Genomic DNA, 26,544 nt, shown 5'->3' on the forward strand with positions numbered 1-26,544 from the left:
GATAATTCGAATATCGGAATATTGAAAAATCTCAAAATATTGATAATTAGTATTACTTTGTTAAAAATGGATTAATTCTATTTTCCTAGTAATTTAATAAAAAAGTAGAACTTTCAAATGAGTATTGACTTACAGTGATTCATACTTTTTATCATTTAAGAGTTTTATAAAAAATCCATTTGACGTCCTGTATTATTTTTTGTACGATATTGAAGAAAAGAATGCCCGGACTAGAACGGGAGAGGTTCATAGCTGATACCCTCTATAAAAAACTATGGAAACATGACAATATGCCATGTCCATATCGGACGTGGCTTTTTTTATCTGTTTACTTATGTTTTAAATAGAATGATTGGTGATGCCTCTCTTGAAAAGTGTTGGGAAACATTTTACAAGGAGGTTTTTTTATGTCTGGCAGAAGTCATGAAGAAGGATTAAAGGATTTGACCCTATTAGGTAATCAAGGTACAAAGTATTCCTATGATTATGCACCTGAGGTATTAGAGGCAGTGGATAATCTTCATGCTAATCGAGATTATTTTGTTAAGTTTAATTGCCCAGAGTTTACTAGTTTATGTCCGCTTACAAATCAGCCGGATTTTGCAACGATGTACATTTCATATATCCCAGATAAAAAAATTGTTGAAAGTAAATCTCTAAAGTTGTATTTATTCAGTTTTAGAAATCACGGCGATTTCCATGAAGATTGCGTGAATATCATTATGAATGATTTAATTGCATTACTTGATCCAAGATATATAGAGGTTTGGGGGAAATTTACTCCACGTGGGGGTATCTCGATTGATCCATGGTGTAACTATGGGAAGCCAGGAACTAAATACGAAGAAATCGCCAATTATCGTTTAATGAACCACGATCTTAACCCAGAAAAAATTGATAATCGATAAATGAAGCAAGACAGAGGTTTTTAGCTACCCTCTTAAAAAAACTAAGAAGAAAGCAGCACTTTTTCTTAGAGTGCTGTTTTTTCGATATAAGGGAGTCTTTATAGATGAAAAAGGAAAAAGCAATTGTAGTATTTAGTGGAGGTCAGGACAGCACAACTTGTTTGTTCTGGGCAAAAGAACGCTTTGAAGAGATTGAGGCAGTAACTTTCGATTATGGTCAAAGGCATCGTCTTGAAATTGACTGTGCGAAGGTGATAACAGAGGAGCTTGGTATCAAGCATCACATACTTGATATGTCTCTCCTGAATCAACTTGCTCCGAATGCATTGACACGACAAGACATAAAGGTGAAGGACGGAGAAAATGGTGAGCTCCCATCGACTTTTGTGCCTGGCCGCAATCTCCTTTTTCTTTCATTTGCGGGCGTTTTAGCGAGCCAAGTAGGGGCAAAGCATATTGTAACAGGTGTTTGTGAAACTGATTTTAGTGGATATCCGGATTGCCGAGATGTCTTTATTAAATCCTTAAATGTAACGTTAAATTTATCGATGGATGACTCCTTTGTGATTGATACACCCTTGATGTGGCTGAATAAGGCACAAACATGGGAATTAGCTGATCAGCTTGGTGCACTTGAGTTTGTACGACAAAGAACGTTGACTTGCTATAACGGTGTCATAGCAGATGGATGTGGTGAATGCCCAGCATGTAAATTGCGAAATAAAGGGCTTGATGAGTATTTAAGTTATAGGAAGGAGTCTTAAGGCATGTCAGATTTTAAAATCGTTGAGAGACTCCAGAGAATTGATGTGGATATTCAAAGAAATCAATTGAAATATCATGCAAAGCGTGTTCTCATAAGCAAAGAATTTACCTTCGATGCTGCCCATCATCTACATCATTATGAAGGGAAATGTAAAAATCTACATGGGCATACCTATCGAGCTATATTAGGACTGAGTGGCTACACAGATGAACGTGGTTTGATGATTGATTTCGGCGATATAAAAGAAATATGGAAACATAAAATAGAGATTCATTTGGATCACCGTTATTTAAATGAAACGCTTCCACTCATGAATACGACGGCAGAGAATATTGTTGTTTGGATTTACGAAAAGTTGACTGAGGCTTTGCTTGATGAAGGATATAACGGTGTACGTGTAGAGTTTATCAGGCTTTACGAGACTCCAACAAGCTATGCAGAAGCTAGAAGGGAGTGGATGGAAGTTGAGTAAAGTACCTGTTATCGAGATTTTTGGGCCAACGATTCAAGGAGAGGGTATGGTCGTTGGCCAGAAGACAATGTTTGTAAGAACTGCGGGCTGCGATTATTCCTGTTCTTGGTGTGATTCATCGTTTACGTGGGATGGCAGTGGAAAGCACCTTATTGTCCAAATGACAGCGGAAGAGATTTGGTCTGAGTTGAAACGTTTAGGGGGCAATGGTTTTTCATTTGTCACAATTTCAGGCGGCAATCCTGCACTCAATCCGAATTTAGCAGAGCTTATTGCCATTTTAAAAGAAAATGACATAAAAATCGGGGTAGAAACACAGGGGAGTAGGTGGCAAAAGTGGATGTATGAGATTGATGAACTGACAATTTCACCAAAGCCACCTAGTTCTGGAATGACCACAGACTACTCGGTGCTCTCTTATATCTTCGAAAAACTTAAAGATCGGAACAGCAATCACCATGTATCCCTCAAAATAGTCGTTTTTAATCAAGAGGATTACGATTATGCTAAACAAATTCACCATCGATATCCCATGATTCCTTTTTATCTTCAAGTCGGTAATGATGATCTCACGGCAACTGATAATTCACAATTAATGATGAATTTATTGGATAAATATCGTGCACTGATTGATAGAGTAATGAAGGATGAGGATTTAAGAGATGTTAAAGTACTGCCACAGTTACATGCCCTTGTGTGGGGAAATAAAAGAGGCGTGTAGGGTGCTCTTACAAAAATTAAATTTACTTGAGGAGTAATAGTTTGAGAATATTATTTTATTTATTATCTATTGTTATTGCTAATGTGGTAACGGCAGCATTTGCACCATTCCATTTTGGTATGTTTATTGTTCCAATGGGAACGCTTTTAATTGGGGCAACCTTTATTTTTCGGGATCTAGTACAAAATAAATATGGTAGAAAAAAGACGTATTTATTTATTATTACAGCTTTAATTTTATCAGCTGTGGTGTCATTCCTACTAGGTGATACACTTTTAATTGTGGTAGCCTCAGCGCTATCATTTGTTGTCGCTGAAACGGCTGATACTGAAATTTATACTCGATTAAAATTACCAATGGCTTGGCGTGTGTTCTACAGTGGTATTGTTGGAGGATTTCTAGATTCTGCAATTTTCGTAGTAATCGGCTTAAGTCCACTTGGTGCCAATATATTGCCATGGGAAGCGGTACCTGCCGCCATTTTGGGGCAAATTATTGTGAAGACGATTATACAAATGATTGGCGCAATTATTTTAAATAAAGTTGGGCCAATGAAAGAAAAATATATTATTCCAGAATAATTATTCCTTATTATGAAGATACGGATCACAAGTAAGCTTTTTAAAAACAGGCCCATTCGCTTTATTCGAATGGGTCTGTTTGATTTATATTCTTTCTAAGGTACCTCTTGCATTTTTTATGCTGTTTTCTTTTGTTTAAGGTCTAAATGATAACTAAAGAAAGTTAGTAGACTTGCACTGACGGCAACTATACCACCGACCCATGTGACATTCATCAAATTTCCTTGATGATATACAATGCCGCCTAATGCAGACCCAAAAGCGATGCCTACGTTACTTGCCACGGGCATAAGAGAAGCAGCGAGTCCTTTAGCATCTGGTTTATAAATTTCGGCCAAATCTATTAAATAAAGTTGAGTAGATGTTGTTAAGAGGATGGCCATTAGTGACATTAGTCCGATGTTCGCTAATCCTAAAATAAAATGGTTTGTTGTCCAAAATAAGCTTGTCAATACAATAGCTTGTGCGAGAAAGACAAACCGAAGTCGGCCGATGGCATTGTGAGTGGCAATTTTACCGGCAAGAATGTTGCTGAAAATCGAAAGAAAGCCGTAGCCGAATAAGATTAAACTTATAGAATTATTTGGTGCACCCATTCCCTTTAAAATAGGAACAAGGTACGTAAAGACTGCATAGGTTGCACCAAACCCGAGAGCAGGAATGAAAAAGGCAATTAAAATTCGAGGCTGAATCATTAAAGAAAATTGATCCCGTATTGAGCTTCGTACTTGGCTGAGTCGAGTAGGTAAGACAAAAAAAGATGCCGCAAACGCCAACCCTCCGAGAAGAGTGGTTAACATAAAAGTGGCATTCCAGCCGTACCATTCAGCGATTACAATTCCAATGGGTACTCCAACTACATTGGCCAGTGTAAAACCACCGAAAACAAATGATATAGCAAGGCCGCGTTTATTAATTGGCATGGTTTCGCTTGCAACAATCATGGCTAGAGAGATCAATACACCTGTTACAATCGCGGTCATAACCCGAAGTATAAGGAGCATAATATAGCTCGTTGAAATTACACACAGAGCATTTAAGGCAATGAAGGAACCTATCAAAAACAACATCCATTTACGCTTTGGAAAATGGCTTGTTGCTGACATCACGAGTGGTGTAGCGATGGCAAATGTGATAGCGAACGCAGAAACGAGTGTGCCTGCTTTTGCATTTGTCATATGAAGGCTTGAAGAAATATCAGTTAAGATCCCGACAATAACAAATTCGCTTGTCCCAAGAACAAATGTTAATAATGCAAGTGTTAAGATAAGTAACCAATGTCGCTTGGATAACTGTGTATGATGCATAAATACCTCTTTCTTTGAAGAATGTAACTGTGCTACTTAGTAGACACACAATTTAAACATCATATCATAAAATGCATTTATGAGAAATTAGATTGGTTTTCTGTAAATAACAGTGTTTGTTTCCGGTCATTTTCCTTTTAAAGAAGGATTTTGTAAATATTACTCGAATTTTTTAAATTGGAAGATTAACTTTACAATTTTATCAATTTGATATCTATACATAATAAGGGGATAAGGGGGATTCACATGATTCAATTCCTTCAGATGGGAGCAAATACAGTTATAAGTTCCCAAAAAGGTAGTGTTACTATTAGCTACGAAATGTCTAATTCGATCGATATTTCGTTAACTGCATTCCTTTTAACGGATGTAAACAAGGTACAAGGAGATAGCGGCATTATATTTTATAATCAACCAACTAGCTTATCTGGTGCAGCTACCCTGATACCACCTGAGAATGTAGGGAATATAAAAATACATAAAATGAATTTCGACATGAGTAAAATCCCTGAAGGTATTACTAAAATAGCTATAACACTTACAGAAGATAATAGCCGAGGTTTTTCAAATGTGAAAAATTTAAAGGCAGAAATACGTACTGATAACAATATTATCAATTTAGCACCAGCTAATTTTGCAAATGAAAATGGAATCGTAGTATTAGAATTATATCTAAGAAATAGTCAGACAAAGGTGAGATCTATTTGGCAGGGATTTGATTCTGGGTTAGAGGGGTTATGTGAAAATTACGGTGTTGAGGTTGAACCTGAAGAACAAAACAAGCTTTCTGAATCAACAACTATAAAAAAACAAATGCTGATAGAACCTGATCAATCATTAAATGTTCCAGAAAGTACAAATAGACAAAACATGTTATCACAGATAAATCTTGAAAAGGTAAAGGGGAATGTCAGTCTCACCAAAGGTCAAAAGCCAGTTATCATTGATAAAACGCCTGAAATTACTGCTACGGTATCATGGCAAACTGGTACTGACTACGATATATATGCTTTAGTCTATACAAAGGATGGTCAGCAGATCGATGTAGCTATGTTTGGGGCGAAAAATACACCCCCACTTAGGAGTTTTCACAACGGGGTAGTCGAACACATGGGGGATGTTGGGAGAGATGCTGGTTCAACAAAAACTGAAGTAATCAAATTGAGATTAAATAATAATGTTTTAGCTGTTGTTCCTGTGGTTTATTCCGCCCAATCAAATGGCACAGGCTCATTCTACAGATATAAGGTGTCTATGAGTATAGATAATCATAATGGAACCTCCGTTACTATTTTTGCTAAAAATGCTAATAATAATGATAGAATTTATTCCTGTGTGCCTGGAATACTTCATAATACTCCAGATGGTGTGATTATCAGCCCATTAGAGCTTTATAGTGAACCAAATTCTGAACGTAGACCTAAGCTGAAGATGGGCTCTTCTAATATGGTAGAAGTTCTAATGGATAAAGGCCCAATAAATGATTACAAGTAAAAGCAAATAAAAAGGAGAGTGGCGAAGCCAATCTCCTCTTATTTATTCTCCTTTAGTTCGTGGGCAATATACGTAGCTAGTAATTCACGGACTTCATCTGTAGAATGTGCACCCAGTAATTGAACTCTCAATTGACTAGCCCCTTTGAAGCCACGTACATATATTTTAAAGAAACGTTGTAATGCTTTAAATGAACGTGTTTCGAATTCCTTGGAATAGTGGTCATGAAGGTTAAGGTGTAAGTATAGTAAATTAAGGTATTCTTTGGCACTATGCTCTTTAGGTTCCTTTTCAAAGGCAAATGGGTTTGAAAACACCCCGCGCCCAATCATTACACCATCGATACCGTATTGCTCAACTAGTTTTAGACCTGTTAAACGATCAGGAATATCACCGTTGATCGTCAGTAATGTGTGGGGAGCAACTTCATCACGTAGTTTTTTGATATCTCCAATTAATTCCCAATGTGCAGCGACCTTGCTCATCTCTTCCCTTGTACGGAGATGAATAGAAAGATTGGCGATATCCTGTTTTAAAATATGTGTAAGCCACTCACGCCATTCTGCTACATCCGTAAAGCCAAGTCTTGTTTTGACACTGACGGGTAAGCCTCCTGCTTTGGCTGCTTGAATAATATCTGCGGCTAGGTCAGGATGAAGAATTAATCCAGCTCCTTTACCTCTTTCTGCTACATTATCAACTGGGCAACCCATATTAATATCAATTCCCTTAAAGCCTAATTCCTTCATACCAATACTCATTTGACGAAAATGTTCAGGGTTGTCTCCCCAAATATGTGCAACAATAGGCTGTTCATCTTCTGTGAAAGCTAAGCGGTTACGTACATTATCTAACCCATCTGGATGACAATAGCTCGTCGTATTGGTGAATTCCGTAAAATATACATCGGGTCTCCCTGCTTCCTGAATGACATGACGAAATACAACATCTGTCACATCCTCCATTGGAGCTAAAATGAAGAATGGCCGTGGTAAATCAAGCCAGAAATTTTTTTGATTCATTGCTAAAAATCCTCTCTTTCCAAAATACTACCTTGCAAAAAGATATCATATTTATTTTATTTCTACATAGTTAATTGGCTTAGCTTAAGGATAGAAATGCATCATTGTAATTAGACTTTGGCTCTCTTAGATTAGAAAGTAATTAAAAATATCCAGCAAAATCCTGTATTATCTATAATGATATAATATGTAATATAATGTAGAAATTTAGGGGGGGAGAGTTGAAGTGGGAAAATATAAATATAAAACAATCGATGTGAATGATGTACCCACAATGGCTGAATTACTCGAAAATAGACAGAGCCTTGAGGGTGAAGTATATCCATTTCTAAACAACAGCTGTCTTAATGCTGAACATATAACAAATATGCTTGAAAACTTATTTGCTCATAATACTATTAAGGGGATTGGAGCATTTATTAAAGATGACCTAGTAGGATATTTAATCGGAGTCATCAAGAATGACTCTCTAAGAGGCAGACATGTATGGGTACCATATGAAGGGTTGGCAATCAGAAAGGATCAATCCGCTGAGCTTATTAGAAAATTATATGCAGAGATTTCAGTGGTATGGCTAGAGCAAGGTTGCTTTATGCATTACACGATAATCCCTCTTGGAAATCAGGCTTACTATGATGCCTACCAACGATTAAGCTTTTCTATACAACAAGTACATGGGGTCATGAACATTGGGGATTATAAACCATTTGAAAATACATGTAATGCAGAGATTAGGGTTGCAAATAAAATGGATAGTGAAATGATGGGGAAAATGTCTAGGATCATTCAATCGTATCAAAATTCCGCACCTACATTTGAGCCTGTATTCCCTGAGGTTGTCATGAGCATAAAAGACTCATATAAAAGTATAGTAGAGGAGAATGATGATACATGTTTCGTTGCAGTAAAGGATGGGCAGGAATTAGGATTTCAAAAATATTATCCTATACATTCAGATTTGATGACACCTGAGCATGCAATAGAGCTAACGATTGCAGGTACTTACTCTTCACAAATGGGAAGAGGTGTGGGAAAAAAGTTGATGAATGAAGGCTGTAGAAGGATGAAAGAGGCGGGCTATGAGAATATCATTACAGATTGGAGAATAACTAATCTTGCTGCATCGGCATTTTGGCCAAAGTGCGGTTTTAAGCCAGTAGCCTATAGAATGGTTAGGTACATTAACAGTGATATAGCCTGGGCAAACTTTAATAACCCAAGTATAGGATTATTGTAAATTTAGTTAGATTTATTAAATTCTGCTGTTATGAAGAATTCAAACAGCTGGCTAGACACTTAAAATTTAGTTTTAGATTGCTTGCCTATACTTCGTAAATATTGACATTTATTTTTTAGACAACTAAGCTTAATGGAAAAATAGTGCTGGGGGGCTGCCAGTGGAATTTATTAAATTAAATTGTCCAAATTGTAATGGGAAAATTGAATATAAAGAAGAGCAAACATTCAAATGTCCTTTTTGTGATACGGAAATCATGTTGAAAGAGAATAAAATTTATTATGTTGATCAAACGATTAATAATTATTATGGAACAGCTTCTCCTCATACACCATCCCGTCCAAAAACAAATTTAAAGCTGCTCTTTATGATACCAATTGTCATGATGTGTGTATTCCTTGGGTATTTTCTTTTAAGTAGTAATCAAACAGAGGATGGAAACCGTGAAGAACTATCCGTTCGAACAATGCCTGAAAGTGAAGTTCTACTGTTCTTTTTAAAAGATATTTTTGATAAAGGTGGGACGATGCCAGCAAAAGAAGAGATTGCAAGTATTCGATATTTGGCTGCCTACTATTCTGACGATCAATGGCATTTTGATTATAGTCTAGAAGATCCTTTTACAAATAAGGAAGCTAAAATTTCTACTTATATCATTATGGATAAATTATTAAATACGCAAAAAATTGAACAAAAGGACTTTGAGGCCTTTACTGGATTAACGGTTTTAAAGCTCATGAATGATTATGAAATATCACAAAGTGAAAAAGTAAGCTTCCAACATCTTGAAAACTTAAAAAGTTATACAGGTAGTTTTAATGAATCATTTAGTAAAATCGCAGGATATTTTAGTGATAAGTCTAATGTTAAAGAGCTCTCTATCCAAATTAGAAGTAATGATGAACTTGCTTTATTATTAGAGTTCCCCAATCTTCAATCTCTAGAACTATCTTATGTGGCTGAAGAGGTGACAGATTTTCAGATTCTAAATAAATTATCGCTGAAATCACTTTCCTTAAAATCAATTAATGATTTAAAGTGGCTGTCTACACTAACTAATCTAGAATCGTTAGCAATAGACATTAGTGAAGCTACAGATTTTAGCCCACTATACTCATTGACTCAATTACAAGAATTAAAACTTACCTCAGTAAGAAATTTAAAAACACTTGATTTTATACAAAATATGCCTAAACTACAATCTTTAGATCTTGAAAACATGAATATCATCAATTTAGATAGACTTAGAAATATGTCATCTTTAACAAAGCTACGTTTAGCTTCTCCTGGTCAAGTGGAATTGTTGGATATGGTTAACAGTCTAACGTCATTGACGGAGTTATCGTTAACTGGCTATCATGGTGATATTTCATCGATTGTAGCGCCCCATTTGAAAAAAGCAGAGCTGAAGAGTTCATTTTTACCACAGCTAGAAGCACCCGCTTTAAGAGATTTGACGGTTTCTATAAGTGGATCGGATTCGCAATTGAATGGTGCAGAACTACTGAAATACCCACAGCTAGAACAGCTTACAGTCATGGAGTATGGAATTCTTACAGGTATTCGTTCATTAAATGACCTACCTCATTTGCAAACAATCAATTTAAATGAGACCCTCTTTTATGAAACCAATGACTTATTCAATTTGCAGCATGTAAAAATGTTAATCTGTAATGAATGTAATTTTCAGGTGAATAGCAAGCCATTTACGAACAACGTGCTGGAGCATTTAACTTTAAATGATGTTTCCATTCAAATTGGTAATGGGGAATGGGTGCAAGAAGTAGATAAGATCATGCCTTACTTTGCTGGCTTTACAAATTTACGTTCATTCACTTTACAAGATAGTTCACTACAATCGTTAAATTTCTTGGGAAATTGGCAACAAATAGAGGTGCTTCATTTAGAAAATAATGCTATTTCGAATGTAGAACCCTTAGTGAATTTGCCCAACTTAAAAAAACTATATATTTTAGGGAATCAGGTACAAAATCAATCTGTATTAGACAAGGGAATTATGATTTATTGAAATAATGTGAATTAATAGCAACCTACGAAATTAATATAGTAGAAATAAAAAGAGACAATGACAGGAATATTCTGTCATTGTCTCTCTTGGATTTGTCCTACAGTTTGGATAGTTTTATAATGAATTGATGCTTAACAAGAGGAGTTGAAAAGGATATGTTCGTACGTAATAAAGGTTTGTTCTTTATGCTATCTCTGCTAGCCATTATTGTTGTTTTGACAGGCTGTGGTACAGCTAAGGATAGTAAGAAAACTGAGGGAAAAACAGCTAAAGAAACACAAGAAACAATGGATTATGCGTCAAAAGTGAAGGAAAATCCAATTGTGACGATTACGATGAGCAATGATGAAAAAATTGTTATTGAATTGGAGCCTACTGTAGCACCAAATACAGTAGCTAACTTTATTGCTTTAGTAAAAGATGGATTCTATGATGGTCTTATTTTCCATCGGGTTATTCCTGATTTTATGATTCAGGGTGGAGATCCTAAAGGGAATGGTACTGGAGGATCTGATTATTCGATTGATGGTGAGTTTACCTCAAATGGATTTGAAAATAATATGAAGCATGAACGTGGTGTTATTTCGATGGCTCGTTCAGATGATCCAAACTCAGCAGGCTCACAATTTTTCATTATGGTAAAGGAAGCATCACATCTTGATGGAAAATATGCTGCTTTTGGCAAGGTGATTGCAGGTATGGAAACAGTTGATGCCATTGTTGGAGCAGAGCGAGATGCTACAAATAAACCACTAGAAGATCAGCAGATGAAAAAGGTAGAGGTGGATACAAAGGGCTTTGATTATCCAGCACCTAAGGTAAACAAATAGTTTTCGTCCCAATGCTATTGGTTAAAATCTATACTATAAATATTAAAAAGGCTAAATCAATTGAGATTTAGCCTTTTATATTTGTTAAAAAATTGAAATTATAAATATTTTTGAGTAATATGAGAAGAAATTTAAGATTGAGCGATGTTTTATATAAAGGATCCTTTATGTTTATGGAAGAAAGGGTGTTTGCATGAGGGTAACAGATGAAAATTTTATAAAACATCTTAAGAAAAAACGAGAAGAAGCACTTCAATATGTCATTGAGGAATATATGGGGATTATCAAAGCGATTATTTATAATGCTCTAAAATCCTATAATGATCCTCAAATAATAGAGGAATGTATTAGTGATACATTTCTAGGGGCTTATGAAAATGCTAAACAATTTAGAGGCGATAAAGAGGATTTTAGAAGATGGATTTGCACGATAGCAAAGTTTAAAGCCATATCGAAACAAAGAAGGTTGTCTAAAACGCCATATTTTTATGAGCTAAATGAAACAGGTGAAGCCGCAATATCGGCTGAAGAGGAATACTTAATCAAGACAACAACAGAGGAAGTGCTCATCATGATGACGCAATTAGAGCAGTTAGACCGGGATATTTTTACGATGAAATACTTTTTAAATATGAAAAACGAAGAAATTGCTACTCATTGTGGTTTAACAAAAGCCGCTATTGATAATCGATTATATCGTGGGAAAAAACGATTACAGCAAATTCGTTTGGGGGGAAGTATGACATGAAAAAGCTATATAAACAATTTAATGATTTAAATCTTGATATAAATATAGAGCCGATGGAAGTGAGCTCACTTGAAAAAGAGAGAGTGAAAAGAAATGTCATGATAGTTAAAAAGAAAAGGCATTTCATTAAAAATTTTATTGTTGCAGCTACTTTTTTTATTGCATCCAGTATGACAATTGGTTATTCGTTTCCTACATTTGCTGCAAATTTACCATTTATTGGAAGTGTATTCGGATTGTTTATTGATGATGAAAGGTATGTATTTAACAATTATGATCAGTATTCTACAAGTGTCGGAGTGAGCCAAGAAAGTAATGGAGTTGAAGTCACTGTTACAGATGCTGTATATGATGGTGAAAATATTACTATTGCTTACACTATAAAAAGTGAAAAGGATTTAGGAGAAAGGCCAGTTTTATATGGTGACAATCGTGAACTAACTGCTGAGGAATTTGGTAATAGGTATCGATATGGTGGCTATTCAACAAATTATTTGGTTCAAAAAATAAACAGCAATGAGTATGCAGTATTGTATATTTTTGAACTCATTAGAGGCTCTAAGCCCGAGGAAGTTCACATTAATTTTCAAGGAAATCAAATTGTTGATTTAAATAATGTAAATAAGTCAGTAGCAGGAGACTGGGCATTTGAATTTACTTTAGAGAAGCTTGAAAGTGAAACAATAAAGGTGGAAAAAGATAGTATGAAAACAGAAGGGGAAGGTATAAAAATTGAAGCTTTTAAAATAACCAAAACACCTATCGCTACAACATTTTATCTTTCCGAAGAAGTCTTGGTGGAAAAAGAAAATGAAGCTTGGCGAGGAGTTCTCATTGACTATATTGTGACAGATGATTTAGGGAATGATTATAATGTCATTCATTTTAGAGGAACTGGTCATAGTACAGATTTTCAAGGGCGTGGAAATTTCCCTCGTATTGTTGCAAACAAATTTGATGAACAAGCTACCTCGATTATGATCACCCCTGTAGTAGGTGTATACAAAATTAAGGATAGTACAGGGGCATTAGAACCGATAAAAGAGCCATATACATTAAAGCCTATTGCTGTTCCGATAAAGTAAAAAATTAAAAGAGTATGTAAGAAGAACAACCTTACATACTCTTTTTACTTATCATCTTTCTTTGGGATTGAAATAAGCCATAAAAAATCATCTTCTATTAATATTTGAATGTCTTGCCCCTCACGGATTAGTTGCTCAGCTTTATGCTGCTTGGCGCTTATACCCCTACGTTTATTACCAAGCACAACGAAATCAGTATGTTGTGTAACAGCTCCCTGTAAATACCCTCCATAGGCTTTTACTTGTTTGAAGGCTTCGGATCGTGTCATGGTAGAAAGGGCGCCTGTGAATACAATTTGTTTCTTATAAAAGGGGTGGGTTAGATTTTCAACTGGATCAGAAAAGAAAATGATTTCTGAGTTATCCTTATTAATCATATTCGTTACTCCTTAAAAAATTAATCGATAAATAAATCCACAAAATTTTATATGTATGCTACATTAAAATTAAAAATATAAAGAGGTACATAGACATGAATTCGCAATTGACTGCTTTCATTACTCTTAGCTGCACATCAGGTGTACTAAATTTGTATTTATGTTTATACGTATTTCTAAAACGCTACAATTATACAAAAATTGCTCAATTGTTTATTAGTTATACCGCATTAATTGCGGTATATTGTTTTGCCTCTGCTTTTGGTTTAATCGCTACAACATTAAGTGCCATAAAGGTTTGGACGGCCATCCAATATGTAGGTATGGCTTTTTCAACGCCTCTCGGATTATTGTTTATCATGCAATACCTAGGCTTTCATCTGACAAGGAAAAAGATAATGGCTCTTCTTGCCATTCCATTTATTAGCTTAGTCATGGTTGCTACAAATGATATACACCATTTTCATTATAGAGTATTTGAAATAGATCCTATATTAGGGGCACCTTATGTTCATCAGGAAATTGGCATATGGTATATCATTCATGGCATATTTACTTTTGGCTGTATGTTCGTATCCTTCTTATTAGTATTAATCCATTGGAAAGAGACTACTAAGGCCTACCGGCAACAATTAATTGCCTTAATGTGTGGTCAACTTATTCCTATGATAACAGCATTCATCTATTTATTGGGCTTAACACCTCAAGGAGTTGATCCTGTTCCTATGGTATTATGGGCTTCTTCATTTTTATATTTATGGTCTATTAATTCCTCACGGTTATTTAGGGTGATGCCTGTTGCCAAGGATGCAATATTTCATAGTATCAATGATGGGGTTATTGTCTTAGATGAATCTGCTCGATTAATAGAGTTTAACCAAGCCTGCAGCAAGGTATTTCCTCAGCTAACCAGATCCATGATTGGTAGGGATATTAGGAAAACATGGCTTGAAGTAACTGGACAACCGATACCATTTACATTGGAGGCAGTGGTGAATACGCAAGACATCGAGATGGTGCTTTCTGATCATACTTATCAAGTGCGTGTTACAGAGCTGCAACATGTTAATCATGGTAAGGGGTTATTACTTATTTTCACTGATATAACAGAGTTGAAGGAGCTACAAAGACAGTTAGAGCAACTCGCTTTTTACGATGAACTTACACAAATTTATAATCGTCGAGCTTTTTTTCAACAATGTAATCAGGCTTACAGCGAGGCAAGAGAATCATCCTCAGCTTTTACTGTCATTTTAATGGACATCGATCATTTTAAAAACGTCAATGATACGTATGGGCATGCTATCGGTGATCAATTACTAGTTCATGTCGTAAAGGTTTGTCAGAGTGTGTTGAAAAAAGGAGAACTGTTTGCACGGTATGGCGGTGAGGAATTTGTTCTTGCACTCAAGGACTCTACATTATTAGAGGGGCAAGCATTAGCTAATTTGCTCTGTAATAGCGTAGAATCCCAGCCACTTATGACTACTGAGGGAGCAATTCGTGCTACTATAAGCTGTGGTGTAGCAGAAGGCACAAAGGGACAAGAGACACTGTATCAGCTTTTAAACAGTGCGGACAAAGCACTGTATGCGGCAAAACAAGCAGGCCGTAATCGAGTACATGTTTTTCTAGAATAAAAAAGCTAAAATATACAATCATTGAGGCAATGATGTATATTTTAGCTTTTTACTTACCAATTTGTATGGAAAACACCTTGTGCATCAATTCGTTCATACGTATGCGCACCGAAATAATCACGTTGTGCCTGTAACATATTAGCATTAGATGAACCTGTTCGATAACTATCGTAATATGTGAGAGAAGCACTCAAGCAAGGGAACGCGTTTCCTGCTTGGATGCCTTCACAAACTATTTTTCTTAATCCATTTTGATAGTCCATCGTCTTTTCTGCAAAGTACGGATCAATTAATAAATTATTTAGAGAAGGTTGCTTTTGATAGGCTTCACTAATAACATTTAAAAATTCTGCTCGAATAATACAACCACTACGGAAAATTAATGCAATATCTTTTAATGGTAAACGCCATTCATAAAGCTCCGATGTCATTTTATATTGTGTAAATCCTTGCGCATAAGCACATATTTTCCCCATATATAGCGCTTGGCGGACGTATTCAATCCAGACATCTTTATCTAGATTTTGTTGTTTATAATTTGGTCCAGATAGTATTGCCTCTGCTTGAATTCGTTCCTCTTTTAATGATGAAATATAGCGAGCGAATAAGGCCTCCGTAATAATTGATGTAGGAATACCATTGTCTATAGATTGCAGGCTTGTCCATTTCCCAGTACCTTTTTGACCAGCTTTATCAAGTATCATATCAATCAGTGGTAATCCTGTTATCTCATCTTTTTTCCTTAAGATTTCAGCTGTTATTTCGATTAAATAGCTTTTCAATTCGCCCTGATTCCATGTTTCAAAGATAGTAGCAATTTCCTCAACGGATAATCCTATATTTTTTCTTAAAAACGTATAGGCCTCCGCAATGAGTTGCATATCTGCATACTCGATTCCATTGTGTACCATTTTGACGAAGTGACCTGCGCCCTTGGGACCAATATACGTACAGCATGGTGTATCATTCACTTGTGCTGCAATCTTTGTCAGTATAGGTGCTACTTTGTTATAGACCTCTTGATCACCACCAGGCATAATAGATGGTCCTGTCAATGCTCCTACTTCACCACCAGAAATACCAATCCCTAAATACCCGATTTCTAAAGCTTTAAGTTCATCGTATCTACGCTCTGTATCTTTATAATGAGAGTTGCCGCCATCCATAATGACATCGCCCTTTTCAAGGAAAGGCACTACTGATTGAATAACTGAATCAATAGCATTCCCAGCTGTCACCATCAAAAAAATCTTTCTTGGTTTTTCTAAAGCTTGTACAAACTCTTCTATTTCATAGTAAGGAGTAAGCGCTTGTCCTTCAACTTTTTGTAGAAGTTTGTCGGTTAAATCTCGTGTGTAATTATAAACGGCTACTTGCTCGCCCTTATTAGCCATGTTTAAAGCGATATTACTGCCCATAACACCTAATCCAATAACGCCAATTGTATTTAACATTGTACTTGCTCCTTTTTAAATATTTTTTAAACAAATAAACTAAGTAATAAAATAAACCCTAAACCAGCTACAGATACAATTGTTTCTAGCAAGGTCCAAGTAGCGAATGTTTCCTTCATGCTCAATCCAAAATATTCTTTAAACATCCAGAAACCTGCATCATTAACATGTGAAGCAATTAAGCTTCCTGCACCTGTTGCCAACACGACCAAGGCAAGGTTTACATCACTTTGACCTAACATTGGAATGACTAAACCAGCTGTTGTTAAAGCAGCAACCGTAGCTGACCCTAATGAAATGCGTAAAATAGCCGCAATAATCCATGCTAGTAAAATTGGCGATAAGGTAGTTCCATGGAAGAGTTCAGCTACATAATCACCGACACCACCATCAATTAAAACTTGTTTGAAGGCACCACCGCCCCCAATAATTAAGAGCATCATACCGATATGGGATATTGCTGTTGTACATGACTCCATTACTTGCTTAATAGGAATTTCCCTTGCGATACCCATTGTATAGACGGCAACTAATAAGGAAATTAACATGGATGTACCAGCTTCACCGATGAAGCGGATACCTGCTAAGAAGCCATTATCTTCAAAGCCAATTGTTTTTTGTAACAGTGTAATAATAGTAGCAATGGACATTAAAATAACGGGTAATAGTGCAGTAAAAACACTTATTCCAAAACTCGGTGTGTCCTCTAGTTCAAATGTTTTTTGTTCACCTAGAGAGGCAATATTTCCAGTTTTGTTGAATGATTCAGGCACTAACCTTTTCGCTAATTTTGTAAATAATGGTCCAGCTAAAATAACAGTCGGAATGGCGATGATAAAGCCATAAAGCAACACCTCACCAATATTTGCCCCAAATTCGCCAGCAATAACAGTTGGTCCAGGATGTGGTGGCAAAAATCCATGTGTGACAGATAAGGCTGCGGTCATTGGAATTCCTAAATATAAAATAGAAACCTTTAATTGTCTTGAAATAGCAAAGACAATTGGGATTAATAGCACAAGACCTACTTCAAAGAAAAGAGCGATACCGATAATAAAGGATGCTGCTACAACTGCCCATTGAATGTTCTTTTCTCCAAATTTATTCACAAGGGTCATGGCAATACGTTGTGCACCGCCAGAATCGGCAATTAATTTTCCTAGCATCGCTCCAAGACCAAATATTAGTGCCAAGTGACCTAATGTTCCACCTAACCCTGCTTCAATCGTTTTTACGATAATATCCAAAGGCATCCCAAGAGCTAAAGCAACACCGAATGAAACAATGATTAATGAAATAAACGTATTTAATTTAAAGCCCATTATTAAAATTAACAGCGCAATAATACCAATACCTACAATAACTAATGGCATGTATTCTCCTCCTCTTTAGTCGGGCTTAATTAAGCTCCTTTGATACTGAGCAATTGACGTATAGTCGTCTGCTAAAACTCTAGATAAACGAATGAAAATTGGGAGTAGTTGTCTATATTCTTTGGCTGCTTCTTCGATTGGCGTATGTTTATAAGTGTCACCAACCATATCAGCGACAACATCAAATGAATCAATTATTCCTGTAGCATATAAGCCTAAAATACAAGCGCCTAGACAGGAGCTTTCATAGCTTTCAGGTACTACTACTTCAGATTCAAAAATATCCGCCATCATTTGTCTCCAAATCTCAGAGCGTGAAAAACCACCTGTAGCTTGAATACGAGTGACAGGGCTTTCCATACATTCCAGTAATGCTAAATAGACAGTATATAAATTGTAGATAACCCCTTCGAGGGCAGCTCGTATCATATGTTCCTTTTTATGAGACATAGTTAAACCAAAAAATGAACCACGGACATCTGGATTCCATAAAGGCGCACGTTCACCTGATAGATAGGGATGGAATAGCAGCCCATCAGCACCAGGTCTAACACGTTCAGCAATTTTCGTTAACACTTCATATGGATCAATACCTAGTCTTTTAGCTGTTTCAATCTCAGAAGAGGCAAACTCATCGCGAATCCAGCGTAATACCATACCACCATTGTTTACGGGTCCACCAATGACCCAATGGTTTTCTGTTAGTGCATAGCAAAAGATTCTACCCTTTACATCTGTTTTGGGCCTATCAATTATGGTACGGATAGCACCGCTTGTCCCAATAGTGACAGCAATTTCGCCTTCTCGAATGGCGTTCACACCTAGATTAGAGAGCACGCCATCACTTGCACCAATGACAAAAGGTGTTTGTGGGTCAATACCAATTTGTTTAGCTAAAAGGTCATTGCAATTTAAAAATAGTTGAGTTGTTGGTACGAGTGTGGATAATTGTGCTTTCGCAATACCTGCAACAGCTAAAGCTTCTTCGTCCCAATCTAATGTATGGAGATTCATCATACCCATACACGAAGCTAATGAATAATCGACGACATATTGATCAAAAAACTTTTTAAAAATGTATTCTTTAATACCGATATATTTCTTCGTTTTGCGCGCGATTTCAGGATGTTCATGCACAAGCCAAGTAATTTTGCTTAGTGGTGACATTGGATGAATAGGTGTACCTGTTCTTTTATAAATTTCATGGCCATTCCAGTCAGTTTTAATTTTATGTGCCCATGCTTCACTACGATTATCCGCCCAAGTGATGACAGGTGTTAACGGTTGATCATTTTCGTCCATAGCGATCACACTATGCATAGCACTACTAAAGGAAACAAATAGTAATGGTTTATCAGAATGGACTTTCATAATGTTGGTAATGGCTTGTAGTACAGCTTGAAAGATTTCTTCTGGATTTTGTTCTGCTGTCGAAATATCCGGTGTATATAATGGATACCCAATATTTTCTTGTTGAATAACCTTCCCATGTTGACTAAATAATACGGCCTTAGTGCTAGTAGTCCCTATATCAACACCTAACATATAGTTAGTCATTTTGTGGCTCAACCCCTTTAGATAGCATTTGCTGTGACCGCCATAAATCTTCTACTTTGCCTTGAACATCATCAAAATTTTCATGTAAGGATTTAATCATAAGCTCTCGATCTTTGGCTCTAATAGCGTCAATATAGAGCTCATGATTTTTCACAATACGAGTAAAATCCTCATATTTCTCTTTAAAGCGCATGCGCATAGATAGTAAAATCAAGCCTTCCATTACTGGCTTTAAATTATTCCAAATCATGGTGATATAGGAATGTCCGATGGAACGAATAATTGTCTCATGGAACATAACATCCTGATAAGAAAATTCGTCTGCATCGTTATACTTAATGGCAACTTTCATCATTTCTAATGTTTTGCTAAGTTCTAGTGCTAAGCTAGTTGTATCCATTTTTATGAGACGTTCAAACACAAATGTTTCAATCAGCAATCGAACATCATAAATTTCTTCAATCTCTTTTTCAGATAAACCAATGACAACAGCACCCATTTTCTCTAATCGAATGATATTTTCAGAAGCTAATATTCTTAAGGCTTCACGAATGGGTGAACGGCTTACTTCAAAATCAGCTGCCAGTTTGTTTTCTGAAAGAATGGTACCGCTTTCAATTAAACCTGAAATAATACGCATTCTAAGTTCATATGCTACGCGATCACCTGTAGAAGCCTTAGAAAGCCATTTTTGTGGATATAAATAATCATTATATTCGCTCATAATATCACCCTTTTTGATTTGGAGTATACTTGTATACAAGTATTATAGTCAGAAAGAAAATAAGATTGCAAGCGACTTACTAACAATCAAAAATTGAAAAATCCTCAACTCTATACTTAGCTAAAAAAAATAATTAATGCACATTCTTTTTTCCTCCTTGGACAAACTTTAGAATGAAAAGTTCGTAAAACTTGTACAAGGTTTTAAAGCTTTTCAAATAATCGATGAAGGATGGTTATGTCAAATATGGATACAAATCGTAACAGATCAAATGGTACGAAAAGTGCAAATAAAACAAATCAACAGCGTCAGACACTTCATCGTGAGGAGTTTGGTGCTGAATTTGAGCTTGATTCAGCTTCAGCACAAATCAATAACTTTGCTGAAACACAAGGAAAAACAGATATCAAGCAACCAGTCAGTGAGAGGACTGCATGGCACTAATTTATATTTGACAACTATTCATGACATTGAGAGAAGGACTAAGGCATATGCCTTAGTCCTTTGATTATAGCCTGGGAAATATTGTGTTTATTTTCTTCCATACATATTATCAGAGCATTTCATAATACTACATCTAGAACAATGAAAACATTTTTAAGAAGGGAAGATATATACATTGGCTAAGCACTCCGATACAAGTTGGAAGCAGGATCATCCTAGCACATTATTTAGTAACTCCGTGCAAAAGGCGGATCGTCTATTAAAGCATGCAAAATCACATCCAGAGGAAATAGCAATAGAACATGCATTTAATCAGATTAAGCATGCTGAAAATGCACGTTTCAATGCAGAACAATATGGTGAGCATTTGGATACGGTTCAGCAAAATAAAGAATATCTAGAGCAGATTAAACAACAATTACATGAAATGAAAAATGATACTGAATAAAAAATAACAATAAACAACGGCTTAAATTCACGCAGTGAGGTTTAAGCCGTTGTTTAAATGTGATTAAATTAACACCAAACAATGATTTCATAGGGAGTGGTTTGAGCAGGAATACTCCTAGTGGTAGGACCATAAACAACAATGAGGTTTCGATTGGCAGGACTATTGGTAAAAGGCTGCCCATTTTTAAGTGAAATAATCGTAGTAGGAGAAAGGTTTAATTGTAATTGTCCATCACTACTCAGTAATTGTTGATTAAAGAAATCTACCTTTACATTATGATAATTGCTTTCTTTTACAATAATTAAAGCACGGTATTGTGGCGGGTAAATCATCGGTACAGGTGCATCTCCATCATAATATCCTGTTACCCATTCACCAGTTGTGACAATTTCACGATTAACAAAATAGGTGGAGGGAGAAATAATAAAATTGACGACCCCACCAGCACCATCTTCTAAGGTCATTATTTTATAACAACCGTTCTTATCTCCGTTTTGCCCAACAGAAAAATCACTGATTTGAGTGATAACACCTCGAAAAGATTTAAAATTGACCATACCCATTCCCTTCTTACATATTTCTCATTTTTAGCGTATCATTTTAATTTATGTAGCATTGTAAAATTAGGTGACAGACGATAAATAGGATGCTATTTGATAGCAATCAACTTATACTAAACATGCTTACTATTAGGACAGAGGAGTGGCATCTATTGAATTGGATTTCTAAAAATAAGAAAATCTTTCTATTATTAATTTTCGTTGTTATTGTTGTCGCTGGTATACTGGATATTAAATATGAGGGATTATTCTTTCAGCTATTACCTACATCAATACAAACATTTTTATCTAATTTATTTTGAAATGTGGAGAACCGTACCTAAAAGAGTGCGGTTTTTTCATTACCAGAATTTTTGCCACAACATGCAACCAATTGTTTGGATTATCTACTTTATAAGTAAGAGTACATAAAAGGAGAAAATGCAAATGGACGATGAAAAAATAGTTGCTTTATACATACAACGCTCACAGCAGGCTATTTTGGAAACAAGGAAAAAATATGGAAATTATTGTAGAGTAATAGCGAGAAGAATCTTGGCAAATTTGAGGGATGTTGAAGAATGTGAGAATGATGCCTACCTAGCTGCATGGAACACAATCCCTCCACAGATACCAAGAAAACTATCTATTTTTTTAGGGAGAATCATACGTAATATTGCACTTGATAAGCATAGCTATAATACAGCCAAAAAGAGAAACAATGAGTTTGAGGTCATTCTCACAGAGCTGGAAGAATGTCTAGCTTCTTCTCATACGGTAGAAACATCCTATGAAGCGGGTGAACTTGCTCAATACATTAGCCAATTTTTATATACCTTAGATGAACAATCTAGAAATATATTTATTCAACGATATTGGTACTCCTATTCTATAAAAGATATTTCCTTACACTTTCAAATGAGTAGTAGTAAAGTTAAGTCCAACTTATTTAGGACACGTAATAAACTAAGATTTTATTTGGAAAGCGAGGGATTATATATATGAAAAAAGAGGAGTTATATCGTGAAATTGGATTTATAGAGGAAGAATTAATTGAAGCCGCCAACTATGAAGTAAAGAAGAAAAGTTTTTCTAAAAAATGGCTCGCAGTGGTAATAAGTATGATGATCGTAAGCTCAGTTTCTACTGCCACAATAGCAGCAGCTTACTATAAACATCAAAATAATGAGCTTTATATTCGTTATTTATCAGCAGAGGATATGGAACTAATGCCAGCTACAAAATATGATGCAGATAAATTTCTAAAAGCTCTAGATAGTGACAAAGAGGAGTATATCTATATTGCAATAAATAGACTAGTAGAGAGCTATAATGATGAAAAGTTGAGAAATAAGGCGTTAAAGGCTATTCAGCCATTTATACAAAGTGATAACAAAAAAATTGCAAATTCGGCTATTTTTGCTGTCGATATTTTATCGGGAAGCTTTAAAAGTCAGCAGGTATATAAATTAGCAGATGGGAGCGTCTTCTTTACTTTATTCAATAATTATTCAGATTACGGAAGCCAGAATGTTCTTTGGCGTATAAAAGATGATGTGCTAGAGGCATATTCTAGCTTCTCCAGTCCATCAATGTATATTAAAGAGATAATTCCTTCACCTGATCAGAAATTAATTGCTATTGTCACGAACTCTAATAAAAGTGAATTTGTTGAAGTCATCAATGTGGAAGAGCGAATGGTAAGCCCGGAGTTAGTAGAATCTTCAAGGGTTAAATATGGTGCTGAGCAAGGGTTAGATACTTGGATTCGAACAGATCATGAAAACTATAGCTATGTGGATCATCTTAGATGGAAGGGAGATGCTACAATAGAATTTGAAGCTAGTCTCTCCTATGATGATACGGCGATTATTAAAAACGTGGTAGTCACTTATGAAGTTAGCCAAAAGAAATTAACTGTTAAAGAAATTAAATAAGAAGCAGATAAAAACAGAAAACGTATTTAAAGGTTTTCTGTTTTTTCAATAGTATCGTAGAAATAAATCAATTAAAAAGGGAGTGAATGATATCAATGGCAAAATGGAAAATAGCCTTAGAAACGTTCCTGAAAGAATGGCAAGATAAAGAGGAAGTTGTAGGAGCGCTCATATGTGGGAGCTATATTACTGGAAATCCCTCTAAGCGCTCTGATATCGATGTTCATATTATTTTGGCGGATAATGTGGGGTGGAGGGAAAGAGGGAATCGTGTTATTGATGGTTTTTTAATTGAATACTTTGCGAATCCACCAAGTCAAATTCGTGGGTATTTCCAAGATGATTTTAAAAAAAGAAGAACCATGTCGATGGTCCAATTTAAAACAGGTAGAATTTTATTTGATTATACTGGAATAATAAAAGACTTGAAATTTGAGGCAGAGGAATGGCTCGAAGAAAAATATAACACAATGAATAAAACGGTCTTAGAAATAAAAAAATATGAACTATGGGATGCACTAGATAATTTAAAGGATTGTTATGAGCAGGATAGAATGGACTTTTCCTTTACCTACCATAACTCATTAGCCAATTTATTTTTGGTGTACTGTCAATTTTTAAATCTAGAAACGATACCCTTTTATCAAATCTATTCCTATCTTGAAGATCCAATTTACCTGCAAAAATATAGTAAGTCAGCATTTCCAGATGAGGACTTTAGAGAAATTTTTATGAGAGCAATGCATGAGGACAATGTTGAAAAGATGATGGCGTTATATGAAACAGTAGTAAGGTATGTGTTCATACAAATGGGCGGTTTTCATATAGATGGCTGGCATATAAAAAGCCCAATCGAAAGTTAATCTTTGGGGAAAGGAAAGTTAGTTCAGATACAAGACGAGCTCCATATTTATATGTTATTATACAGATATAATAATAAAAAGAACCTATTTTTTATGAAAATGTCAACCATTTTTAGGCCGATTATTCCAATAAGCTTAAATAATTCAATTTTTATCTAGAACAAAAAGTGATTTTTTTGCTTGAATTATGATTGGAAAGGCTCGAAAAAAGCTGATAACTCTCATATAAATAGTTGATATTTTATTCTTGAACTAATTGTGATAAACTGCAATAAGGTAATAATTGATACAGAAATGGTGTGCTCCGAGGTTGCTCCATGGCTACAGTACTTCTAAAGTGGGAGTGCTTACATCCTTTCTGCAAATCTTAACATATAAGGAAGGTAAAAATGAGTAACAGACAAATTAAATCAGATGTTATCTTAATTGGTGCCGGAATCATGAGTGCAACTTTGGGAACATTACTCAAAGAATTAGCACCAGATTGGAAAATTACAGTGTTTGAAAAGCTTGAAAAAGCAGGCGAGGAAAGTTCTCACGAATTAAACAATGCGGGAACTGGACATGCTGCATTATGTGAGCTGAACTACACATCAGAGAAAAAAGACGGATCAATCGATATCAAAAAAGCGATTAATGTTAATGAACAGTTCCATGTTTCAAGACAGTTTTGGTCGTATCTTGTAAACAATAAGCTGATCAATAATCCACAAGACTTCATTATGCCTTTACCACATATGAGTTTAGTACAAGGGAAAGAAAATGTTGAGTTTCTAAAGAAACGTCATGAAACGATGACAAAAAATCCTTTATTTGAAGGAATGGAATTTTCTAATGACCCTGAAACACTAAAAAAATGGATTCCACTTATTATGGAAAATCGTCCTGCTGGTGAAGACATTGCTGCAACGAAAATTGACACTGGTACAGATGTTAACTTTGGTGCTTTAACACGTATGTTAATTGATCACTTAAAAGCAAAAGATGTAGATGTTAACTATAATCATAGTGTTGAAAGTTTAAAACAAGCTAGTGATGGTACATGGGAAGTACGTGTGCACGATTTAGATGGCTGTAAAATGGAATATCATTCAGCAAAATTTGTCTTCCTTGGAGCTGGTGGAGGAAGCTTAGAATTACTACAAAAATCAGGTATTCCTGAAGGGAAACATATTGGTGGATTCCCAATTAGCGGTCTATTCTTAGCATGTAATAATCCAGAAATAGCTGAACAACATCATGCAAAAGTATACGGAAAAGCAAAAGTTGGTGCTCCACCAATGTCGGTTCCGCATCTTGACACACGTTATATTGATAACAAGAAATCATTACTATTTGGACCATTCGCAGGTTTCTCTCCTAAGTTCTTAAAAACAGGTTCAAATATGGATTTATTTGCTTCTGTAAAACCGCATAATATCACAACTTTATTAGCTGCGGGCGTGAAAGAGATGGGCTTAACAAAGTATTTAATCCAACAGCTTATGCTTTCAAAAGAACAACGTATGGAAGAGTTACGTGAGTTCATTCCAAATGCAAAAAGTGATGATTGGGATATTATCGTAGCTGGACAACGTGTACAAGTTATTAAAGATACAGAAGCTGGCGGTAAAGGAACACTTCAATTCGGTACAGAAGTTGTAAGTGCTTCTGATGGCTCGATTGCAGCTTTACTAGGAGCTTCACCAGGTGCATCTACGGCTGTACATGTTATGCTTGAAGTTCTTAATAAATGTTTCCCTCAACATATCAAGGAGTGGGAACCAAAAATTAAAGAAATGATTCCATCTTATGGTCTATCATTAGCAGAAAACCCTGAGCTTCTAAAAGAAATAAATGCAACAACAGATAAAGCACTTGGCTTAAAATAAGTCATGGTAAGCGTTTAAGAAAGAGCTCTCAATCTATTCTGATTGAGAGCTCTTTTTAATTTGAATAAATTCTTTCCTGGGAAATTTTAAATCCAATTGCCTTCTTTTTAATAA

27 protein-coding genes and 1 riboswitch are annotated in these 26,544 nt (G+C 35.6%); of the genes, 19 read left to right on the plus strand and 8 right to left on the minus strand.

Going from position 1 to position 26,544, the window contains the following annotated elements; genetic code table 11:
- Nucleotides 1-235: 235 nt before the first annotated feature.
- Nucleotides 236-282, plus strand: a riboswitch (PreQ1 riboswitch).
- A 125-nt stretch (nt 283-407) separates the two neighbouring features.
- The 5 genes from queF (at nt 408) to C7B89_RS04590 (ending at nt 3,448) form a co-directional block, all read left to right on the plus strand.
- Nucleotides 408-908 carry a preQ(1) synthase gene (queF, locus tag C7B89_RS04570; RefSeq protein WP_004233404.1) on the plus strand — a complete coding sequence of 167 codons (501 nt, stop codon included), beginning with the start codon at nt 408-410 and terminating at the stop codon, nt 906-908.
- 104 nt (nt 909-1,012) lie between these two features.
- Nucleotides 1,013-1,672 (plus strand): 7-cyano-7-deazaguanine synthase QueC, encoded by a 660-nt coding sequence (queC, locus tag C7B89_RS04575; protein ID WP_054548829.1) that lies wholly within the window; start codon nt 1,013-1,015, stop codon nt 1,670-1,672.
- A 3-nt stretch (nt 1,673-1,675) separates the two neighbouring features.
- The gene (queD, locus tag C7B89_RS04580) at nt 1,676-2,146 is read left to right on the plus strand and encodes a 6-carboxytetrahydropterin synthase QueD (protein ID WP_004233408.1); all 471 of its coding nucleotides are present in this window, start codon (nt 1,676-1,678) and stop codon (nt 2,144-2,146) included.
- Nucleotides 2,139-2,867, plus strand: a complete 729-nt coding sequence (queE, locus tag C7B89_RS04585) for a 7-carboxy-7-deazaguanine synthase QueE (RefSeq protein WP_004233410.1) — start codon at nt 2,139-2,141, stop codon at nt 2,865-2,867. Before queD ends, queE begins: the two co-directional genes overlap by 8 nt.
- A gap of 41 nt (nt 2,868-2,908) precedes the next feature.
- Complete coding sequence (locus C7B89_RS04590) at nt 2,909-3,448, plus strand: VUT family protein (RefSeq protein WP_054548832.1); 540 nt, start codon at nt 2,909-2,911, stop codon at nt 3,446-3,448.
- Between the two features lie 116 nt (nt 3,449-3,564).
- Here C7B89_RS04590 and C7B89_RS04595 read toward each other — a convergent pair whose 3' ends face one another.
- On the minus strand, nt 3,565-4,755 hold the full coding sequence (locus C7B89_RS04595) for an MFS transporter (protein ID WP_066038346.1): 1,191 nt from the start codon (nt 4,753-4,755) through the stop codon (nt 3,565-3,567).
- 246 nt (nt 4,756-5,001) lie between these two features.
- Between C7B89_RS04595 and C7B89_RS04600 the strand changes: the two genes are divergently transcribed.
- Nucleotides 5,002-6,249 carry a TerD family protein gene (locus C7B89_RS04600; protein WP_103119035.1) on the plus strand — a complete coding sequence of 416 codons (1,248 nt, stop codon included), beginning with the start codon at nt 5,002-5,004 and terminating at the stop codon, nt 6,247-6,249.
- Between the two features lie 38 nt (nt 6,250-6,287).
- Here C7B89_RS04600 and C7B89_RS04605 read toward each other — a convergent pair whose 3' ends face one another.
- A complete protein-coding gene (locus C7B89_RS04605) occupies nt 6,288-7,271 on the minus strand; it encodes a tRNA dihydrouridine synthase (RefSeq protein ID WP_066038344.1) in 984 nt (327 codons plus the stop codon).
- Nucleotides 7,272-7,497: 226 nt separating this feature from the next.
- Between C7B89_RS04605 and C7B89_RS04610 the strand changes: the two genes are divergently transcribed.
- The 5 genes from C7B89_RS04610 (at nt 7,498) to C7B89_RS04630 (ending at nt 13,200) form a co-directional block, all read left to right on the plus strand.
- Nucleotides 7,498-8,508: a GNAT family N-acetyltransferase gene (locus C7B89_RS04610; RefSeq protein ID WP_112116930.1), complete on the plus strand. Its 1,011-nt coding sequence runs from the start codon at nt 7,498-7,500 to the stop codon at nt 8,506-8,508.
- A gap of 160 nt (nt 8,509-8,668) precedes the next feature.
- Nucleotides 8,669-10,537: a leucine-rich repeat domain-containing protein gene (locus tag C7B89_RS04615; RefSeq protein ID WP_115673233.1), complete on the plus strand. Its 1,869-nt coding sequence runs from the start codon at nt 8,669-8,671 to the stop codon at nt 10,535-10,537.
- A gap of 155 nt (nt 10,538-10,692) precedes the next feature.
- On the plus strand, nt 10,693-11,367 hold the full coding sequence (locus C7B89_RS04620; protein ID WP_115673234.1) for a peptidylprolyl isomerase: 675 nt from the start codon (nt 10,693-10,695) through the stop codon (nt 11,365-11,367).
- A gap of 193 nt (nt 11,368-11,560) precedes the next feature.
- Complete coding sequence (locus C7B89_RS04625; RefSeq protein WP_103119031.1) at nt 11,561-12,115, plus strand: sigma-70 family RNA polymerase sigma factor; 555 nt, start codon at nt 11,561-11,563, stop codon at nt 12,113-12,115.
- Entirely contained in the window at nt 12,112-13,200 is a 1,089-nt protein-coding gene (locus C7B89_RS04630) for a DUF4179 domain-containing protein (protein ID WP_115673235.1), read from the plus strand. Before C7B89_RS04625 ends, C7B89_RS04630 begins: the two co-directional genes overlap by 4 nt.
- Before the next feature lie 44 nt (nt 13,201-13,244).
- On the opposite strand, the gene C7B89_RS04635 is transcribed toward C7B89_RS04630, so the two are convergent.
- Nucleotides 13,245-13,577, minus strand: coding sequence for a BRCT domain-containing protein (locus C7B89_RS04635; RefSeq protein ID WP_103119029.1), 333 nt, complete (start codon nt 13,575-13,577; stop codon nt 13,245-13,247).
- A 95-nt stretch (nt 13,578-13,672) separates the two neighbouring features.
- Between C7B89_RS04635 and C7B89_RS04640 the strand changes: the two genes are divergently transcribed.
- Nucleotides 13,673-15,217 (plus strand): histidine kinase N-terminal 7TM domain-containing diguanylate cyclase, encoded by a 1,545-nt coding sequence (locus tag C7B89_RS04640; protein ID WP_103119028.1) that lies wholly within the window; start codon nt 13,673-13,675, stop codon nt 15,215-15,217.
- Between the two features lie 53 nt (nt 15,218-15,270).
- Here C7B89_RS04640 and gnd read toward each other — a convergent pair whose 3' ends face one another.
- The 4 genes from gnd to C7B89_RS04660 are packed head-to-tail and all read right to left on the minus strand — an operon-like array spanning nt 15,271 to nt 20,325.
- A complete protein-coding gene (gene gnd, locus C7B89_RS04645) occupies nt 15,271-16,671 on the minus strand; it encodes a decarboxylating NADP(+)-dependent phosphogluconate dehydrogenase (protein WP_103119027.1) in 1,401 nt (466 codons plus the stop codon).
- Between the two features lie 26 nt (nt 16,672-16,697).
- On the minus strand, nt 16,698-18,044 hold the full coding sequence (locus C7B89_RS04650) for a GntP family permease (RefSeq protein ID WP_103119026.1): 1,347 nt from the start codon (nt 18,042-18,044) through the stop codon (nt 16,698-16,700).
- A gap of 15 nt (nt 18,045-18,059) precedes the next feature.
- Nucleotides 18,060-19,601, minus strand: a complete 1,542-nt coding sequence (gene gntK, locus C7B89_RS04655; RefSeq protein WP_115673236.1) for a gluconokinase — start codon at nt 19,599-19,601, stop codon at nt 18,060-18,062.
- Nucleotides 19,594-20,325 carry a GntR family transcriptional regulator gene (locus C7B89_RS04660; protein ID WP_048395289.1) on the minus strand — a complete coding sequence of 244 codons (732 nt, stop codon included), beginning with the start codon at nt 20,323-20,325 and terminating at the stop codon, nt 19,594-19,596. Before C7B89_RS04660 ends, gntK begins: the two co-directional genes overlap by 8 nt.
- 237 nt (nt 20,326-20,562) lie before the next feature.
- On the opposite strand from C7B89_RS04660, the gene C7B89_RS04665 reads away from it, so the two are divergent.
- Both C7B89_RS04665 and C7B89_RS04670 read left to right on the plus strand, forming a co-directional pair.
- Nucleotides 20,563-20,769 carry a hypothetical protein gene (locus C7B89_RS04665; protein WP_054548846.1) on the plus strand — a complete coding sequence of 69 codons (207 nt, stop codon included), beginning with the start codon at nt 20,563-20,565 and terminating at the stop codon, nt 20,767-20,769.
- A 175-nt stretch (nt 20,770-20,944) separates the two neighbouring features.
- Nucleotides 20,945-21,217 carry a hypothetical protein gene (locus C7B89_RS04670; protein WP_004233441.1) on the plus strand — a complete coding sequence of 91 codons (273 nt, stop codon included), beginning with the start codon at nt 20,945-20,947 and terminating at the stop codon, nt 21,215-21,217.
- Between the two features lie 68 nt (nt 21,218-21,285).
- Here the strand turns inward: C7B89_RS04670 and C7B89_RS04675 are convergent, their stop codons facing one another.
- Complete coding sequence (locus tag C7B89_RS04675) at nt 21,286-21,777, minus strand: hypothetical protein (RefSeq protein ID WP_048395293.1); 492 nt, start codon at nt 21,775-21,777, stop codon at nt 21,286-21,288.
- A 155-nt stretch (nt 21,778-21,932) separates the two neighbouring features.
- Between C7B89_RS04675 and C7B89_RS04680 the strand changes: the two genes are divergently transcribed.
- The 5 genes from C7B89_RS04680 to C7B89_RS04700 all read left to right on the plus strand — a co-directional run bounded on the left by C7B89_RS04680 (nt 21,933) and on the right by C7B89_RS04700 (nt 26,430).
- Nucleotides 21,933-22,082 carry a hypothetical protein gene (locus C7B89_RS04680; RefSeq protein ID WP_231595739.1) on the plus strand — a complete coding sequence of 50 codons (150 nt, stop codon included), beginning with the start codon at nt 21,933-21,935 and terminating at the stop codon, nt 22,080-22,082.
- A 124-nt stretch (nt 22,083-22,206) separates the two neighbouring features.
- The gene (locus C7B89_RS04685) at nt 22,207-22,764 is read left to right on the plus strand and encodes an RNA polymerase sigma factor (RefSeq protein ID WP_115673237.1); all 558 of its coding nucleotides are present in this window, start codon (nt 22,207-22,209) and stop codon (nt 22,762-22,764) included.
- The gene (locus C7B89_RS04690) at nt 22,761-23,696 is read left to right on the plus strand and encodes a hypothetical protein (RefSeq protein WP_048395297.1); all 936 of its coding nucleotides are present in this window, start codon (nt 22,761-22,763) and stop codon (nt 23,694-23,696) included. Before C7B89_RS04685 ends, C7B89_RS04690 begins: the two co-directional genes overlap by 4 nt.
- A gap of 95 nt (nt 23,697-23,791) precedes the next feature.
- The gene (locus tag C7B89_RS04695; protein WP_115673238.1) at nt 23,792-24,559 is read left to right on the plus strand and encodes a nucleotidyltransferase domain-containing protein; all 768 of its coding nucleotides are present in this window, start codon (nt 23,792-23,794) and stop codon (nt 24,557-24,559) included.
- 389 nt (nt 24,560-24,948) lie between these two features.
- Nucleotides 24,949-26,430 (plus strand): malate:quinone oxidoreductase, encoded by a 1,482-nt coding sequence (locus C7B89_RS04700; protein WP_004233452.1) that lies wholly within the window; start codon nt 24,949-24,951, stop codon nt 26,428-26,430.
- The last annotated feature ends 114 nt before the right edge of the window (nt 26,431-26,544 follow it).

Origin of the sequence: Lysinibacillus capsici (genome assembly GCF_003367505.1) — a bacterium.
GTDB lineage: Bacteria > Bacillota > Bacilli > Bacillales_A > Planococcaceae > Lysinibacillus > Lysinibacillus capsici.

Excerpts from the sequence above, each read along its gene's own strand:
- C7B89_RS04605 (WP_066038344.1), bottom strand. The coding sequence starts at position 7,271 with ATGAATCAAAAAAATTTCTGGCTTGATTTACCACGGCCATTCTTCATT.
- C7B89_RS04690 (WP_048395297.1), top strand. The coding sequence starts at position 22,761 with ATGAAAAAAGAGGAGTTATATCGTGAAATTGGATTTATAGAGGAAGAA.
- C7B89_RS04600 (WP_103119035.1), top strand. The coding sequence starts at position 5,002 with ATGATTCAATTCCTTCAGATGGGAGCAAATACAGTTATAAGTTCCCAA.
- gntK (WP_115673236.1), bottom strand. The coding sequence starts at position 19,601 with ATGACTAACTATATGTTAGGTGTTGATATAGGGACTACTAGCACTAAG.
- C7B89_RS04665 (WP_054548846.1), top strand. The coding sequence starts at position 20,563 with ATGTCAAATATGGATACAAATCGTAACAGATCAAATGGTACGAAAAGT.
- C7B89_RS04675 (WP_048395293.1), bottom strand. The coding sequence starts at position 21,777 with ATGGTCAATTTTAAATCTTTTCGAGGTGTTATCACTCAAATCAGTGAT.
- C7B89_RS04635 (WP_103119029.1), bottom strand. The coding sequence starts at position 13,577 with ATGATTAATAAGGATAACTCAGAAATCATTTTCTTTTCTGATCCAGTT.
- C7B89_RS04620 (WP_115673234.1), top strand. The coding sequence starts at position 10,693 with ATGTTCGTACGTAATAAAGGTTTGTTCTTTATGCTATCTCTGCTAGCC.
- C7B89_RS04660 (WP_048395289.1), bottom strand. The coding sequence starts at position 20,325 with ATGAGCGAATATAATGATTATTTATATCCACAAAAATGGCTTTCTAAG.
- C7B89_RS04650 (WP_103119026.1), bottom strand. The coding sequence starts at position 18,044 with ATGCCATTAGTTATTGTAGGTATTGGTATTATTGCGCTGTTAATTTTA.
- C7B89_RS04595 (WP_066038346.1), bottom strand. The coding sequence starts at position 4,755 with ATGCATCATACACAGTTATCCAAGCGACATTGGTTACTTATCTTAACA.
- queC (WP_054548829.1), top strand. The coding sequence starts at position 1,013 with ATGAAAAAGGAAAAAGCAATTGTAGTATTTAGTGGAGGTCAGGACAGC.
- gnd (WP_103119027.1), bottom strand. The coding sequence starts at position 16,671 with ATGTTAAATACAATTGGCGTTATTGGATTAGGTGTTATGGGCAGTAAT.
- C7B89_RS04640 (WP_103119028.1), top strand. The coding sequence starts at position 13,673 with ATGAATTCGCAATTGACTGCTTTCATTACTCTTAGCTGCACATCAGGT.
- C7B89_RS04685 (WP_115673237.1), top strand. The coding sequence starts at position 22,207 with ATGGACGATGAAAAAATAGTTGCTTTATACATACAACGCTCACAGCAG.
- C7B89_RS04630 (WP_115673235.1), top strand. The coding sequence starts at position 12,112 with ATGAAAAAGCTATATAAACAATTTAATGATTTAAATCTTGATATAAAT.
- queF (WP_004233404.1), top strand. The coding sequence starts at position 408 with ATGTCTGGCAGAAGTCATGAAGAAGGATTAAAGGATTTGACCCTATTA.
- queD (WP_004233408.1), top strand. The coding sequence starts at position 1,676 with ATGTCAGATTTTAAAATCGTTGAGAGACTCCAGAGAATTGATGTGGAT.
- C7B89_RS04625 (WP_103119031.1), top strand. The coding sequence starts at position 11,561 with ATGAGGGTAACAGATGAAAATTTTATAAAACATCTTAAGAAAAAACGA.
- C7B89_RS04700 (WP_004233452.1), top strand. The coding sequence starts at position 24,949 with ATGAGTAACAGACAAATTAAATCAGATGTTATCTTAATTGGTGCCGGA.
- C7B89_RS04695 (WP_115673238.1), top strand. The coding sequence starts at position 23,792 with ATGGCAAAATGGAAAATAGCCTTAGAAACGTTCCTGAAAGAATGGCAA.